The sequence below is a fragment of the Pimelobacter simplex genome (assembly GCF_900114845.1).
Lineage (GTDB): Bacteria > Actinomycetota > Actinomycetes > Propionibacteriales > Nocardioidaceae > Nocardioides > Nocardioides simplex.
The window spans coordinates 243,815-256,779 of sequence record NZ_FOUK01000005.1; the positions used below are offsets into that span (position 1 = coordinate 243,815).

The 12,965-nt window shown below is 72.1% G+C and carries 12 protein-coding genes and 1 riboswitch; of the genes, 9 read left to right on the plus strand and 3 right to left on the minus strand.

Annotation, left to right across the window (positions count from 1 at the left end):
• Positions 1 to 4 precede the first annotated feature (4 nt).
• Positions 5 to 1,375 (minus strand): LVIVD repeat-containing protein, encoded by a 1,371-nt coding sequence (locus BM223_RS21305; protein WP_425319923.1) that lies wholly within the window; start codon positions 1,373 to 1,375, stop codon positions 5 to 7.
• 299 nt (positions 1,376 to 1,674) lie between these two features.
• On the opposite strand from BM223_RS21305, the gene BM223_RS21310 reads away from it, so the two are divergent.
• Positions 1,675 to 2,343: a DUF305 domain-containing protein gene (locus tag BM223_RS21310; RefSeq protein ID WP_052138186.1), complete on the plus strand. Its 669-nt coding sequence runs from the start codon at positions 1,675 to 1,677 to the stop codon at positions 2,341 to 2,343.
• 75 nt (positions 2,344 to 2,418) lie between these two features.
• On the opposite strand, the gene BM223_RS21315 is transcribed toward BM223_RS21310, so the two are convergent.
• A complete protein-coding gene (locus BM223_RS21315) occupies positions 2,419 to 3,270 on the minus strand; it encodes an oxygenase MpaB family protein (protein WP_038676575.1) in 852 nt (283 codons plus the stop codon).
• Positions 3,271 to 3,331: 61 nt separating this feature from the next.
• Between BM223_RS21315 and BM223_RS21320 the strand changes: the two genes are divergently transcribed.
• On the plus strand, positions 3,332 to 4,525 hold the full coding sequence (locus tag BM223_RS21320; protein ID WP_235319103.1) for an oxidoreductase: 1,194 nt from the start codon (positions 3,332 to 3,334) through the stop codon (positions 4,523 to 4,525).
• A 3-nt stretch (positions 4,526 to 4,528) separates the two neighbouring features.
• On the opposite strand, the gene BM223_RS21325 is transcribed toward BM223_RS21320, so the two are convergent.
• A complete protein-coding gene (locus tag BM223_RS21325) occupies positions 4,529 to 4,894 on the minus strand; it encodes a hypothetical protein (protein ID WP_141267163.1) in 366 nt (121 codons plus the stop codon).
• Positions 4,895 to 4,998: 104 nt separating this feature from the next.
• On the opposite strand from BM223_RS21325, the gene BM223_RS21330 reads away from it, so the two are divergent.
• From BM223_RS21330 to BM223_RS21360, 7 genes are all read left to right on the plus strand, one after another.
• The gene (locus BM223_RS21330) at positions 4,999 to 6,114 is read left to right on the plus strand and encodes an NAD(P)H-dependent amine dehydrogenase family protein (RefSeq protein ID WP_038676581.1); all 1,116 of its coding nucleotides are present in this window, start codon (positions 4,999 to 5,001) and stop codon (positions 6,112 to 6,114) included.
• On the plus strand, positions 6,111 to 6,935 hold the full coding sequence (locus BM223_RS21335; RefSeq protein ID WP_038676582.1) for an SDR family oxidoreductase: 825 nt from the start codon (positions 6,111 to 6,113) through the stop codon (positions 6,933 to 6,935). The genes BM223_RS21330 and BM223_RS21335 overlap by 4 nt, the downstream gene beginning before the upstream one ends.
• Before the next feature lie 9 nt (positions 6,936 to 6,944).
• The gene (locus BM223_RS30120; protein WP_038676583.1) at positions 6,945 to 8,018 is read left to right on the plus strand and encodes an MBL fold metallo-hydrolase; all 1,074 of its coding nucleotides are present in this window, start codon (positions 6,945 to 6,947) and stop codon (positions 8,016 to 8,018) included.
• A gap of 2 nt (positions 8,019 to 8,020) precedes the next feature.
• Positions 8,021 to 8,129: riboswitch (TPP riboswitch) on the plus strand.
• Complete coding sequence (locus tag BM223_RS21345) at positions 8,121 to 9,194, plus strand: thiamine ABC transporter substrate-binding protein (RefSeq protein WP_052138187.1); 1,074 nt, start codon at positions 8,121 to 8,123, stop codon at positions 9,192 to 9,194. Its footprint overlaps the riboswitch before it by 9 nt.
• Positions 9,191 to 10,849, plus strand: a complete 1,659-nt coding sequence (locus BM223_RS21350; protein WP_038676585.1) for an ABC transporter permease — start codon at positions 9,191 to 9,193, stop codon at positions 10,847 to 10,849. Before BM223_RS21345 ends, BM223_RS21350 begins: the two co-directional genes overlap by 4 nt.
• Entirely contained in the window at positions 10,849 to 11,862 is a 1,014-nt protein-coding gene (locus BM223_RS21355; protein WP_038676586.1) for an ABC transporter ATP-binding protein, read from the plus strand. The genes BM223_RS21350 and BM223_RS21355 overlap by 1 nt, the downstream gene beginning before the upstream one ends.
• A gap of 10 nt (positions 11,863 to 11,872) precedes the next feature.
• Positions 11,873 to 12,958: a phosphatase PAP2 family protein gene (locus BM223_RS21360; RefSeq protein WP_038676588.1), complete on the plus strand. Its 1,086-nt coding sequence runs from the start codon at positions 11,873 to 11,875 to the stop codon at positions 12,956 to 12,958.
• Positions 12,959 to 12,965 lie beyond the last annotated feature (7 nt).

Genomic DNA, 12,965 nt, shown 5'->3' on the forward strand with positions numbered 1-12,965 from the left:
GCACCTAGTAGGACGTCTGGGACTGGACGTTGAGCTCGTCGACCTTCACCCGCTGGGCGCCGGCGATGCGCCGGTCGTTGAGCCGGAAGACGTCGAAGCCCTGCTGGATGTCGCTCGAGTAGATGTGGCCGTTGTACCAGTACGCCGACCACGAGCCGCCGAGCACCAGCCGCTCGGTCGAGAGCGGGCCGCGGTCGAAGTGGGCGATCTCCTTGGGCCGGGCCGAGTCGGTGAAGTCCCACACCGAGATGCCGCCCTGGTACCAGGCCTGGACCATGATGTCGCGCCCGCGCACCGGGATCAGCGAGCCGTTGTGGGCCACGCAGTTCTCGGTGTTGGCCTGGGTCCGCGGGATCTTGAAGTAGGACCGGAAGACCAGCTTGCCGCGCCGGATGTCGTAGATGCCGTCAGCGCCCTTGACCGGACCGACCGTCGGGTTGCAGGTCGGGCCGCCGCCTCCGCCGAGCTCGTCGGTGAAGACCACCTTGGTGCCGGCGTTGTTGAAGGTCGCGGAGTGCCAGAACGCGAAGTTCTCGGTGTCGCGCACCCGCTCGGTGACGACGGGGTGCTCGCGGTCGGAGATGTCGACCAGGACGCCGTCGCCCATGCAGGCGCCGGCCATCACGTCCTTGCGGGCGTACGCCGTGAGGTCGTGGCAGCCGGTGGTCGCCGCGGAGTAGCCGCCGCTCGGGTTGCCGCCGTCGGGGAACAGGACGGGCGTGCTCACCACGCGCGCGTCCTGCGGGCTGCGCAGCGGGACCTTGACCACGCTGACCTGGTCGTGCGGCGGCTGGCAGTCGGGGAAGCTCGCGTTGGGCGAGTACGACGACACGTAGACGTAGAGGTCGCGCCGGTTCTTGGCCGGCGCGAGCGTGTGGGTGTGCGAGCCGCAAGCGGTCTCGACCGCCGCGACGTAGCGCGGCGCCTCGGGGTTGCTGATGTCGAAGACCCGGATGCCCTCCCACGACTCCTTGATCGTCGCCGACTGCGGGACGTTGTCGCAGGAGTCGTTGCTCCGGCTGGAGTCGACGCTCAGCACCAGCACGTCGCCGTAGACGGAGACGTCGTTCTGCGAGCCGGGGCACAGCACCTGGGTGACGATGCGCGGGCGCCGGGGCTTGCTGATGTCGTAGACGGTGAGGCCGTCGTAGTTGCCCTGGAAGGCGTAGTCGCCCTGGAACGCGAGGTCGGTCTCGAAGGAGGTCTCGCCCGCGAAGGCGCCCGACTTCGGGAGGTTGGCCAGCAGCGTGATGTTGCGGCTCTTGTCGACCTCGCCGGGCGCGAGGACGGCGTCGCTGTCGTCGAGCCGGGCGAGGTCCTGCCCGGCCTGGCAGGCGTCGTCGAAGTTGTCGCCGGCCCGCTCGGCCTTGCGCAGCTGGCCCGGTGGGCAGGGCGAGGACGCCGCGGCGCCGGGGCTCTTGTCGTGGTCGTGGTCGTCGTGCGCGTCGGCCGGCACGGCCAGTGCCGAGATGCCGAGCGCCAGTGCGCCGAGCGCGGTGATGGAGAGGGCACGCAGCCCAGTGGGGGCGAGTTTCGCCATGGTCACTCCCGAGATTGAATGAACACGCTGGCCCGATGCTCGCCTATGGTGAGCCGGGTCACAACCCCTTCGGGCAAGAAGGAGCAATCTCGGTGTCTCGGTCTCGGTCCTGTTCTCGTCGTGCCCGCCCGGCAGTGGTGGCGCCGCTCGCGGTGCTCGCGCTCCTGGTGGGCGCCTGCCAGGGGCAGTCCGACGACCCACCCGGCGCCGGCCCGCGGTCGGCACTGACGCCGTCGTCGCAGCCGCCGGTCCTCCAGCCGGGCGCACCCGGTGACGACGGCTCCACCGCGGCGCCCGGCACGACGGCTGAGCAGGCCGGTGCGGCCCACGACGACATCGCGTTCATGCAGATGATGATCCCGCACCACGCGCAGGCGCTGACCATGTCGCGGATGGCGCCGACGCGCGCGGCGTCCCCGGCGGTGAAGGCGATGGCGCGACGGATCCTCGGCGCCCAGGGCCCCGAGATCCTCACGATGGCCGCCTGGCTGCGCGACCACGACCTCGCCGTCCCGACCAAGGACGACCCGCCGGACGCCTACGACCACGGCAAGCACGGGCACGCCACGATGCACGGGATGCTCACCGCGGCCGAGCTGCGCGCCCTGCGCCAGGCCCGGGGCCGCGCGTTCGACCGGCTCTACCTCGAGGGGATGATCCGCCACCACGAGGGCGCGATCGCGATGGCGGACGTCGTCGCGACCAAGGGCACCGACGTCCTCGTCAGCGAGCTGGCCGGCGACATCATGGTCGGCCAGAACGCCGAGATCGACCGGATGCGCGACCTCCTCGCCCGCCTCTGACCCGGGGCTCCCGTCGTACCGGACAAAATGGTCGTGATTTCTCCGAAATCACGACCATTTTGTCCGGTACGACGGTCAGTGGGGGACGGGGCAGGTGCCGAGGTCGGCGAGCCGGTAGCCGTCGGGGTAGCTCTTGATCCGCGGCAGGTCGGCGGTGAACGTCGGGCGCCGGTTGGACGGCGTGTGCCGCAGCAGCCGGGCCCGGGCGCGCATCGCGGCGAGGCTCAGCCGGCGGGCCACCGGCGGCGCGGGGTCGTAGCCGAAGGCGTCGAGCAGCGGCCCGTCCATCAGGGCGCGGCTGAACACCTCGACCGGCTTGCGCAGCGGCCGCGGGTAGAAGGTGGTGAGCAGGCCGAGGGTCGCGTCGGCGACCCGGCGTCCGCCCTCGTCGTAGGCGAAGTGGGCGCGCTCGTAGTCGTCCATGAGGTGCATGAACTCGTCGTAGGTCGCGGGGATGTCCCTGATGGCCATGTGCCGCCCGAGCGCGCGGTAGTAGTTGACGCTCGCGCGCAGCTCGTGGTCGGTCAGCGGGCGCCATCCGTAGGCGTCGAGCCAGCGCTTGGGGACGACGACGAAGGTCGACAGCACGTAGCGGAAGTCGTCGTTGGAGATGTCGTAGGCGCGGTGCATCTGGTTGATCCGGCGCAGCGCGGTCCGGCCGGCCTCGGAGTCGAAGCCGTGCACGAACGGCGCCTCGAGCAGGAGCGCCGTGTCGTCGTAGCGCTTCTGGACGGCGCCCGTGAAGGCGCCGGTCTCGTCGAGCAGGCGGCCCACGCTGGGGACCGCATAGGTGCGGAAGAGGGCGAAGCTCAGCGCCTGGGTGATGTCCCAGCTGAACTCGTAGAGCGCGAGGTTCTGGTAGATCTCGACGTAGTCGGTCTCGGCGTCGAGCGCCTCGTTGCGCTCGCGCCACAGCGTCTTGGCCATGGGCCGACGATAGGCCCTCGATCGGTAGAACGTATTTCAGTTCGGGGCTAGAGTGCGGCGCGTGAGTGCTCCTGACGTCTTCGCCCCGACCACGCTCGGACCGGTCCGGCTGCGCAACCGGACCGTCAAGGCGGCGACCTTCGAGGGGCGCACGCCGGACGGCGTCGTCACCGACGAGCTCATCGCCTACCACCGGGCGCCGGCGGCCGGCGGGGTCGGGCTGACCACCGTCGCCTACCTCGCGGTCGCCCCCGACGGGCGCACCCACCGCGAGCAGATCGTCGTGGGGGAGCACAGCCTGCCGGGGCTGAGCCGGCTGGCGGACGAGATCCACGCGACCGGGGCCGCGATCGCCGGCCAGGTCGGCCATGCCGGCCCGGTCGCGAACGGCCGCTCCAACGGAGTGCCGGCGATCGCGGCCAGCGCGATGCCGAGCCCGCTGTCGATGCAGATGATCCGCACGGCGTCCGAGAAGGACCTCACCCGGGTCACCCGCGCGTACGTCGACACGGCGCGGCTGCTCGTGCGCGCCGGCTTCGACGTGCTCGAGCTGCACATGGCGCACTCGTACCTGATCTCGTCGTTCCTGGCGCCCGGCCTCAACCGCCGCCGGGACCGCTGGGGCGGCCCGCTGGAGCGCCGGGCGCGGCTCGCGCGGCAGGTGGCGCGCGTCGTCCGCGAGGAGGTGGGGGACGCCGTCGCGGTGACCGCGAAGGTGTCGGTCTCCGACGGCTTCGCCGGGGGCGTGACGACAGCGATGAGCATCGAGCTCGCCCAGCTGCTGGAGGCCGACGGCCACCTCGACGCGCTCCAGCTCTCCGGCGGCTCGTCGCTGATGAACCCGATGTACCTGTTCCGTGGCGGTGCGCCCGTCGCGGAGTTCGCCGCGACGATGCCGGCACTCGTGCGCTGGGGCATGAAGACCCCGGTGGGGCGCGGCTTCATGAAGCAGTACGACTTCGAGGAGGCCTACTTCCGGCCCAAGGCCCTGGAGGTGCGCAGTGCGGTCGCGATGCCGCTGATGCTGCTCGGCGGGATCAACCGGGTCGAGACGATGCGGCAGGCGATGGCCGACGGCTTCGACTTCGTCGTGATGGGCCGGGCGCTGCTGCGCGAGCCGGACCTGGTCGACCGGCTGCGGGCGGGATCGGCGAGCGAGGGGATCTGCATCCACTGCAACCGCTGCATGCCGACGATCTACTCGGGCACGCGGTGCCCGGAGTGGGCGCCGGGACAGGTCATCCCGGCGCCCTGAGGGTCACTCCGAGGCGCAGCTCGTGGTCGCCTTCGTGATCACCTCGGTGACGTCGGAGAGCTCGTCGCTGGAGCCCTTGTCGTTGTCGACGAGCTTGTTGAGGGTCTTGTCGGAGAGGTCGGAGTCGACGACCTTCTTGGCGATGCAGTCGATGACCTTGTCGCTCAGCGCGCTGCTGCTGCCGCCGACCTGGTCCTTGATCGCGCCCGCGACGTCGTCCTGCGACGGGCGGCCGCCGCCACCGCACGCGGTGAGGGTGACGGCGAGAGCGGCGGCAGTCGCGACGAGCTTGAGCTTCATAGGGGGCTTCTCCTGGATCGGGTGGTGCGGGCGCGCGGACGTGCGCCCCCACAAGACAGAGGGCGGCATGCCCCGTTCCTTACGCGCTCACACCTCCTTTCTGCGGACCCGTGGATTCCACGGGTCCCGGGAAAGCCTTCCCAGGAACTAGAACTCGTTCTACATTGACCCGCATGTCACAGGTCATCCCCGAGAAGCCGCTGCGCGTCGTCGTCTGGTCGACCGGGACCATCGGCCGGCACGCGATCGCCGGCGTCGACGCCCATCCCGACCTCGAGCTGGTCGGCGTGTGGACCTCCACCCCCGAGAAGCACGGCCAGGACGCCGGACTGCTGGCCGGGCTCGGCCGCGAGCTGGGCGTCCGGGCGACGACCGACCGCGACGAGCTCGTCGCGCTGCGCCCCGACTGCATCGTGCACGGCGCGATGACCGACGACCGGGTCTTCGAGTCCATCGCCGACCTCACCGAGCTGATCCGCGACGGCGTCAACGTGGTCTCGTCCGGGCCGGTCATCCTGCTCCACCGCGAGGGCACGCTGCCGGCCGAGATGATCGACGAGATCGACGAGGCGGGCCGGCAGGGCAACGCCAGCCTGCACGTCAACGGGATCGACCCGGGCTTCGCCAACGACGTCCTGCCGCTCGTGATGACCAGCCTCAGCCAGCGCATCGACCACGTCACCGTGAGCGAGATCGCCGACTACTCGACGTACTACCAGCCCGTGGTGATGCGCGACCTCTTCGGCTTCGGGCAGCCGATGGACGCCACGCCGCTCCTGTGGGAGCCGGGCATCCTCACCACGGCCTGGGGCCCGGTCGTGCGCGTGATCGCGGCCGGCCTGGGTGTCACCCTCGACGAGCCGCTGGTCGAGGAGGTCGACCGCCGGCCCGCGCCGCGCGACACCAAGACCGTCTCGCTCGACGTCCCCGAGGGCACCATGGGCGCCGTCCGGTTCCGGGTCATCGGCACGGTGGACGGCGTCCCGCGGATCACGCTGGAGCACGTCACCCGCACCGCGGCCGACCAGGAGCCCGGCTGGCCCAAGCCCGCCGAGGGCGACGGCTGCTACCGGATCGAGATCACCGGCGAGCCGTGCCTCAAGGTGGAGTTCACCCACCACGGCGAGAACGGCGACCACAACGTCTCCGGGATGATCGTCACCGCCCAGCGCCTGATCAACGCGATCCCCGCTGTCGTCGCGGCCCGCCCGGGCCTGGTCTCCGCGCTCGACCTGCCGCTGGTCACCGGCCGCGGTCTCGTCACCGGGACGACGGGCGGCGGCCGATGAGCATCCTCGACCGCTTCACCGTCACCGACCACGTCGCCGTCGTCACCGGCGCCGGCCGCGGCATCGGCGCCGCCACCGCGATCGCGCTCGCCGAGGCCGGCGCGGACGTCGTCATCTCCTCGCGCACCGAGGCGCAGCTCGAGGAGGTCGCGCGCCGGATCGAGGGCGTGGGCCGCCGCGCCCTCGTCGTCCCGGCCAACCTGGCGCACACCGAGGAGGTCGCCGCTCTGGCCGCCGCGGCCCACGAGGAGTTCGGCCGCCTCGACATCGTCGTCAACAACGTCGGCGGCACCATCCCCAACGCGTTCCTCGACACCGACGTGGCCTACCTCGAGGAGGCCTTCCACTTCAACGTCGCCACCGCGCACGCGCTCAGCCGCGCGGCCGTCCCGCTGATGCTGGCCTCGGCGGGGGAGGGCCGGCAGAAGTCGATCACCTCGATCTCGTCGGCGATGGGCCGGCTCGCCGGCCGCGGCTACCTCGCCTACGGCACCGCCAAGGCGGCGCTCGCGCACTGGTCGCGACTGGCTGCCACCGACCTCAACCCGGAGATCCGGGTGAACGGCGTCTTCGTCGGCTCGGTCATGACGAGTGCGCTGGAGTTCGTCGCCGGGGTCCCGGAGATGAAGACCCAGCTCGAGGAGGCGACCCCGCTCGGGCGGATCGGCGAGGCCGAGGACATCGCCGCCGCCGTGGTCTACCTGGCCTCTGCCGCGGGCAAGTACGTGACCGGCAAGATGCTCGAGGTCGACGGCGGCATCCAGGAGCCGAACCTCGACTTGCAGCTACCCGATCTACGAGCGGAAGTGAACTCTCCCTAGAGTGGGCTCATGACTACGGGAGGGATCGCCACCGGACACGCCGTCTCGCCGGACTCGGGCCGCCACTGGGCCGACGAAGGTGCCTGGCAGGTGGCGGAGGGGATCCACCGGATCCCGCTGCCCCTCCCGATGGACGCGCTCAAGGCGGTCAACATCTACGTCGTCGCCGGTGACGACGGGCTCACCCTGATCGACGGCGGCTGGGCGATCCCGGTCGCGCGCGAGCTGCTCGACAAGAGCCTGCGCTCGATCGGGTACGGCTTCGGCGACATCAAGCGCTTCCTGGTGACCCACGTCCACCGCGACCACTACACGCTCGCCACCGTCCTCGGCCAGGAGTACGGCGCCGAGGTCGCCCTCGGCATCGGCGAGCAGCCCGCCCTCGAGCTCCTCCACCGCGCCGGCCACGACGGCCTCGACGAGAGCCCCTTCCTCGCCGTCCTCCGCACCGCCGGCGCCGCCGAGATCGCCGACCTCTGGGAGGCCGGCCACGACGGCGAGCTGCCCAACCCCGGCGACTGGGCGTTCCCGGACCTCTGGATCGAGGGCGACCGCCAGTTCGACGTCGGCCGGCGCACCCTCGACGCCGTCCACACCCCGGGGCACACCCCGGGGCACTACGTCTACGCCGACCAGGCCGAGGGCGTGCTCTTCGCCGGCGACCACGTGCTCCCCACGATCACCCCCTCCATCGGCTTCACCGTGCCGCCCGCTGAGCAGCCCCTCGGCCAGTTCATGGCCTCGCTCGCGCGCGTCCGCGAGCTGCCCGACCTGCGCATCCTCCCGGCCCACGGCCCGGTCGCCCCCTCGTCGTACGAGCGGGTGGACGAGCTCCTGGCCCACCACGAGGAGCGCCTCACCCAGTGCCTCACCTCGCTGCGCGAGCGCGGCTCGGTCACCTCGCTCGTGGTCGCGCGCGACCTCGGCTGGACCCGGCACGAGCGGGCGATGGACGAGCTCGATGTGTTCAGCCAGGGCATGGCCGCGATGGAGACCAAGGCGCACCTGGAGCTGCTCGTCGCGCGGGGACAGGCGACCGAGGAGGGGCACCCGGACGGCGTGGTCTTCACCGCCGTAGACTGACGCTCGTCAGACAGGGGAGCCGCGCCGACGCGGCTGAGAGTGCGGACGATCCGCAGACCCTCCGAACCTGATCCGGTTAGCACCGGCGAAGGGAGTCAACCGATGCCGACGCGCATCCACACCGGCCGCCTCACCCTGGTGGCCCTCACCGCCTCCGCCCTCCTGGCGAGCGGCTGCTCGCTCCTCGGGTCCGAGGACGACGGCCGCACGGCCGACGACAAGACCGTCACGCTGGTCACCCACGAGTCGTTCGCGCTGCCCGACGAGCTGGTGAAGGAGTTCGAGAAGGACACCGGCTACGACCTGAAGATCAGCAAGCTCGAGGACGCGGGCGCGCTGACGAACCAGCTCGTGCTGACCAAGGACAACCCGGTTGGTGACGTCGTCTTCGGGATCGACAACACCTTCGCCACCCGGGCGATCGACGAGGACGTGTTCGCGCCGTACCGGGCGACGCTGCCGGCGGGGGCGAAGGAGTACGCGCTGCCGGGCGACGACAGCGGGGCGCTGACGCCGGTCGACACGGGCAGCGTCTGCGTGAACGTCGACGACGCGTGGTTCGCGAAGAACGGGGTGCCGGCGCCGAAGAGCATCGACGACCTGACCAAGCCCGTCTACAAGGACCTCTTCGTGGTGCCGGGTGCGAGCACGAGCTCGCCGGGCCTCGCCTTCCTGCTCGCCACCATCGCCAAGTACGGCGACGGCTGGACCGACTACTGGACCGCGCTGATGGCCAACGGCGCCCGGGTCGTCAAGGGCTGGTCCGACGCCTACTTCACCGACTTCACGTTCTCGGGCGGGGACCGGCCGATCGTCGTCTCGTACGACTCGTCGCCGGCGTTCACGCTCGACAAGGCGGGCAAGAAGTCGTCGACGAGCGCGCTGCTGGACGACTGCTTCCGCCAGGTCGAGTACGCCGGCGTGCTGCGCAACGAGCAGGGCACCACCAACGTCTCGGGCGCCCACGCGGTGATCGACTGGCTGCTCTCGCCCGAGGTCCAGGCGGCCCTGCCCGAGTCGATGTACGTCTACCCGGTCGCCGACGACACCGCGCTGCCCGCGGCGTGGTCGGAGTTCGCGACGAAGGCCCCGGACGCCGAGCAGGTCGACCCCGCGCGGATCACCGAGGAGCGGAAGACCTGGTTGGAGGAGTGGACCGAGATCGTGTCCCGATGACCGCGTCCGGCGGCTCCGGACGGGTCGCGGGGCGAGCGGCGTACGTCGCGCTCGCCGCGGTCCCGGTCGCGGTCGTCGCGGTCTTCTTCGTGCTGCCCGTCGGCGCGATGCTGCACCGCGGGGTCTGGCCGGAGGGCCGCTTCGACCCCGGTGCGGTGCTCGACGTGCTGGGCCGCCCGCGGACCGGCCGGGTGCTGTGGTTCACGGTGTGGACCAGCTCGGTCGCGACCGTGGTGTCGGTGCTGCTGGGCCTGCCGGCGGCGTACGTGCTGCACCGGCTGCGCTTCCCGGGCCGCGGCCTCGTGCGCACGGCGCTGCTGGTGCCGTTCGTGCTGCCGACCGTGGTGGTGGGGCTGGCGGTGCGCCAGCTCATCACGTCGTCGGGGCCGCTGGGCTTCCTCGGGCTCGACGGGACGCCGGTCGCGATCCTGATCGGCCTCGTCTTCTTCAACGTGGCCGTGGTGATCCGGACCGTCGGCGTCGCCTGGGAGGGCCTCGACCGGCGCCCGGCCGAGGCCGCCGCGGCGCTCGGTGCCACGCCCGCCCAGGTCTTCCGCACGGTCACCTTCCCCGCGCTGCGCCCGGCGATCGTGTCGGCGGCGAGCGTGGTGTTCCTGTTCTGCGCCACGGCGTTCGGCGTCGTGCTGGTGCTGGGCGGCGTGCGCTACTCGTCGGTCGAGACCGAGATCTACCTGCTCACCGCCGACCTGCTCGACCTGCCCGCGGCCGCGGCGCTCTCGCTCGTGCAGATGCTGGCCGTCGTGGCGCTCCTCGTGGTCGTGGGCCGGCTGCGCGCCGTACCGGACCCGACGGTGCGGCGCGTGCTGGCGCCCGCCGTGCGCCCGCAGCGGCGCGACCTGCCGGCGCTCGCGGCCACGGCGCTGACGCTGTGCCTGGTGGCGCTGCCGATCGCCGCCCTCGCCCTCGGCTCGGTACGCCGCGAGGGCGCGTGGAGCCTCGACTTCTACCGCGCGCTCGGCGGCTCCGGCGACGGCCTGCTGCAGGTGTCGGTCACCGACGCGCTGCTGGCCTCGCTGCGGATCGCGGTCGACGCCACCTGGATGTCGCTCTCGCTCGGGCTGATCGTCGCGTTCGTCGTCACCCGGCGCACCCGCAGCCGGCTCGGTCGCCGCGCGCGGACGGTGCTCGACGGCTTCTTCATGCTGCCGCTCGGCGTCTCCGCGGTGACGCTCGGCTTCGGCTTCCTGATCGCGCTCGACCGACCGCCGCTCGACCTGCGGGCGAGCCCCCTGCTCGTGCCGATCGCGCAGGCGCTGGTGGCGCTGCCGCTCGTCGTCCGGACGCTCGTCCCGGTGCTCGCCGGCATCGACGACCGCCAGCGGCAGGCCGCGGCCTCCCTCGGGGCGAGCCCCCTGCGCGCCTTGGCGACGGTCGACCTGGCTGTCGTGTGGCGACCGCTGCTCGCCGCGGCCGGGTTCGCGTTCGCCGTGTCGCTGGGCGAGTTCGGTGCGACGTCGTTCATCGTGCGGCCGGCCGAGCCGACGCTGCCGGTCGTGATCTACCGCCTGCTCGGGCACCCGGGCGCGCTCAACTACGGCACCGCGATGGCGGCCTCGGTGGTGCTCGCCGCCGTCACCGCCGGTGTCATCCTCGTCGTCGAACGGCTGCGCGTGCCGGGAACAGGAGCCTGGTGATGCTGGACCTCAAGGGCGTCGAGGTCGCCTTCGACGGGACGGTCGCGGTCGACGGCGTCGACCTCGCCGTGGCCGACGGCGACGTGCTCGCCGTGCTGGGGCCCTCGGGCTGCGGCAAGTCCACGCTGCTGCGCGCGGTGGCCGGCCTGGAGCCGCTGCGCGCCGGCCGGATCGCCTGGGACGGCACCGACCTCGGGACGACGCCCACGCACCGCCGCGGCTTCGCGCTGATGTTCCAGGACGGCCAGCTCTTCGACCACCTGACCGTCGGCCGCAACGTCGGCTACGCGCTGCGGCTCCAGGGGGAGCCGCGGGCCGCCGTCCGGGCCGCGGTCGACGACCTGCTCGCCCTCGTCGGCCTGGAGGGGTACGGCGGCCGGCTGCCGCGCACGCTCTCGGGCGGCGAGCGGCAGCGGGTCGCGCTGGCCCGCTCCCTGGCCGGCCGCCCCCGCCTGCTGCTCCTCGACGAGCCCCTGAGCGCCCTCGACGCCGGCCTGCGGGTCCGGCTCGCGGCCGACCTGCGCCGGATCCTCACGGAGGCCGGCACCACCGCTCTCCTCGTCACCCACGACCAGGCGGAGGCGTTCGCCGTCGCCGACCGGCTCGCCGTGATGCGCGCCGGGCGGATCGTCCAGGAGGGCGCCACCGCCACCGTGTGGTCCGCCCCGGCCGACGCCGGGACGGCCCTCTTCCTGGGCTACTCCCGGGTGCTGCAGGGGACCGCGGCGGCCGAGCTGCTGCGCCTCGCCGGGCGGCCGGCGGCGCCCGCCGTCGCCGTCCGGCCGACGGCGGTGCTGGCCGGGCCGGGTGACGGCGGCGACGACGGCGTGCCCGCCGAGGTCCGGGCGGTGCGGCTGACCCCCGACGGCGCGCGGCTGGTCGTGTCCGTCGCCGGCGTGGGCGAGCTGGACGCCGCCGGGGTCCAGGGCTGGGCGCCGCAACCGGGGGAGCGGGCGACACTCCGGCTCGACCCGGGCGGCCTCGCCGCCGTACCTGCTTCGCCGGTCTCCTAGACTCCGTCGGGTGTATCGCCGCGCCTACAGCCTCCTCATCGGCACGGCCGCGCTCATGCTGGGCCTGGCGCTGTTCGCCGCGATCAGCCTCGACCGACGGCTGCTCGACCCGGAGGGAAGCTTCCTCGGACCGTCCTACATCCGGCTCCCGCTGCTGCTGTTCGGCGCACTCCTGCTCGACCTGCTGCCGCTGACGCTGTGGAAGGCGCGCGCCCGGCCGAGCCGGGTGATCCCGATCGTCAAGCACCGGCTGCGCACCCACTGGACCAAGGAGCGCGCCACCCTCGTCGGCATCGGCGTCATCGCGTTCTACCTGACCTACGTCAGCTACCGGAACCTCAAGTCGTTCCTGCCGTTCGTCCGCTCCGACCCGAACGCCGCCCCCGGCGAGGTCAAGGCGCTGTCGTACGACCGCGAGCTGCACATCATGGACAAGGTCATCTTCTTCGGCCACGACCCCAGCGACGTGCTGCACGGCCTGCTCGGCAAGACCTTCACCGCCGAGATCCTCTCGCCGATCTACCTGATGTTCCTGCCGCTCGTCCCGCTCGCCGTGACCGCGTGGCTGGTCTGGTCGCGCAACATGTCGTTCGGCTACTGGTTCGTCACCTCGCAGTGCCTGGCCTGGTCGCTCGGCACCCTGTCGTACTACCTGCTGCCGACCCTCGGCCCCGGCATCGCCTACTCCTCGGAGTACTACGGCGTCGGCGGCCTCGCCCACACCGGCACCACCGACCTGATGAACTCGATCGTCAGAGCCAGGGGCAACGTCCTCTACGGCGGGGTCACCGAGTCGGTGAACTCCATCGCCGGCTTCGCCAGCCTGCACACCGCCATCACGCTGCTGTTCGCGCTGATGGTGCAGTACACGCTGCGCTCGAAGATCCTCAAGATCGTCTTCTGGGTCAACTTCGGCCTCACCGTCGTCGCCACCCTCTACTTCGGCTGGCACTACGTCGCCGACGACCTGGCCGGCGTCGCGATCGCGGTCGTGTCGTTCTACGTCGGGGGCATCGCCAGCGGGCAGAAGTTCGACCGACATCTGCACTCGCATCCGACCACGACGACGTCGAAGGTGCCGGTCGAGGCCGACTGAGCCGGCG

What these genes read in the sequence shown, in the direction of transcription:
- BM223_RS21350 (WP_038676585.1), top strand. Translation starts at nt 9,191, where the DNA reads ATGACCGCGTCCGGCGGCTCCGGACGGGTCGCGGGGCGAGCGGCGTAC.
- BM223_RS21315 (WP_038676575.1), bottom strand. Translation starts at nt 3,270, where the DNA reads ATGGCCAAGACGCTGTGGCGCGAGCGCAACGAGGCGCTCGACGCCGAG.
- BM223_RS21325 (WP_141267163.1), bottom strand. Translation starts at nt 4,894, where the DNA reads ATGCCGCCCTCTGTCTTGTGGGGGCGCACGTCCGCGCGCCCGCACCAC.
- BM223_RS21335 (WP_038676582.1), top strand. Translation starts at nt 6,111, where the DNA reads ATGAGCATCCTCGACCGCTTCACCGTCACCGACCACGTCGCCGTCGTC.
- BM223_RS30120 (WP_038676583.1), top strand. Translation starts at nt 6,945, where the DNA reads ATGACTACGGGAGGGATCGCCACCGGACACGCCGTCTCGCCGGACTCG.
- BM223_RS21355 (WP_038676586.1), top strand. Translation starts at nt 10,849, where the DNA reads ATGCTGGACCTCAAGGGCGTCGAGGTCGCCTTCGACGGGACGGTCGCG.
- BM223_RS21330 (WP_038676581.1), top strand. Translation starts at nt 4,999, where the DNA reads ATGTCACAGGTCATCCCCGAGAAGCCGCTGCGCGTCGTCGTCTGGTCG.
- BM223_RS21345 (WP_052138187.1), top strand. Translation starts at nt 8,121, where the DNA reads ATGCCGACGCGCATCCACACCGGCCGCCTCACCCTGGTGGCCCTCACC.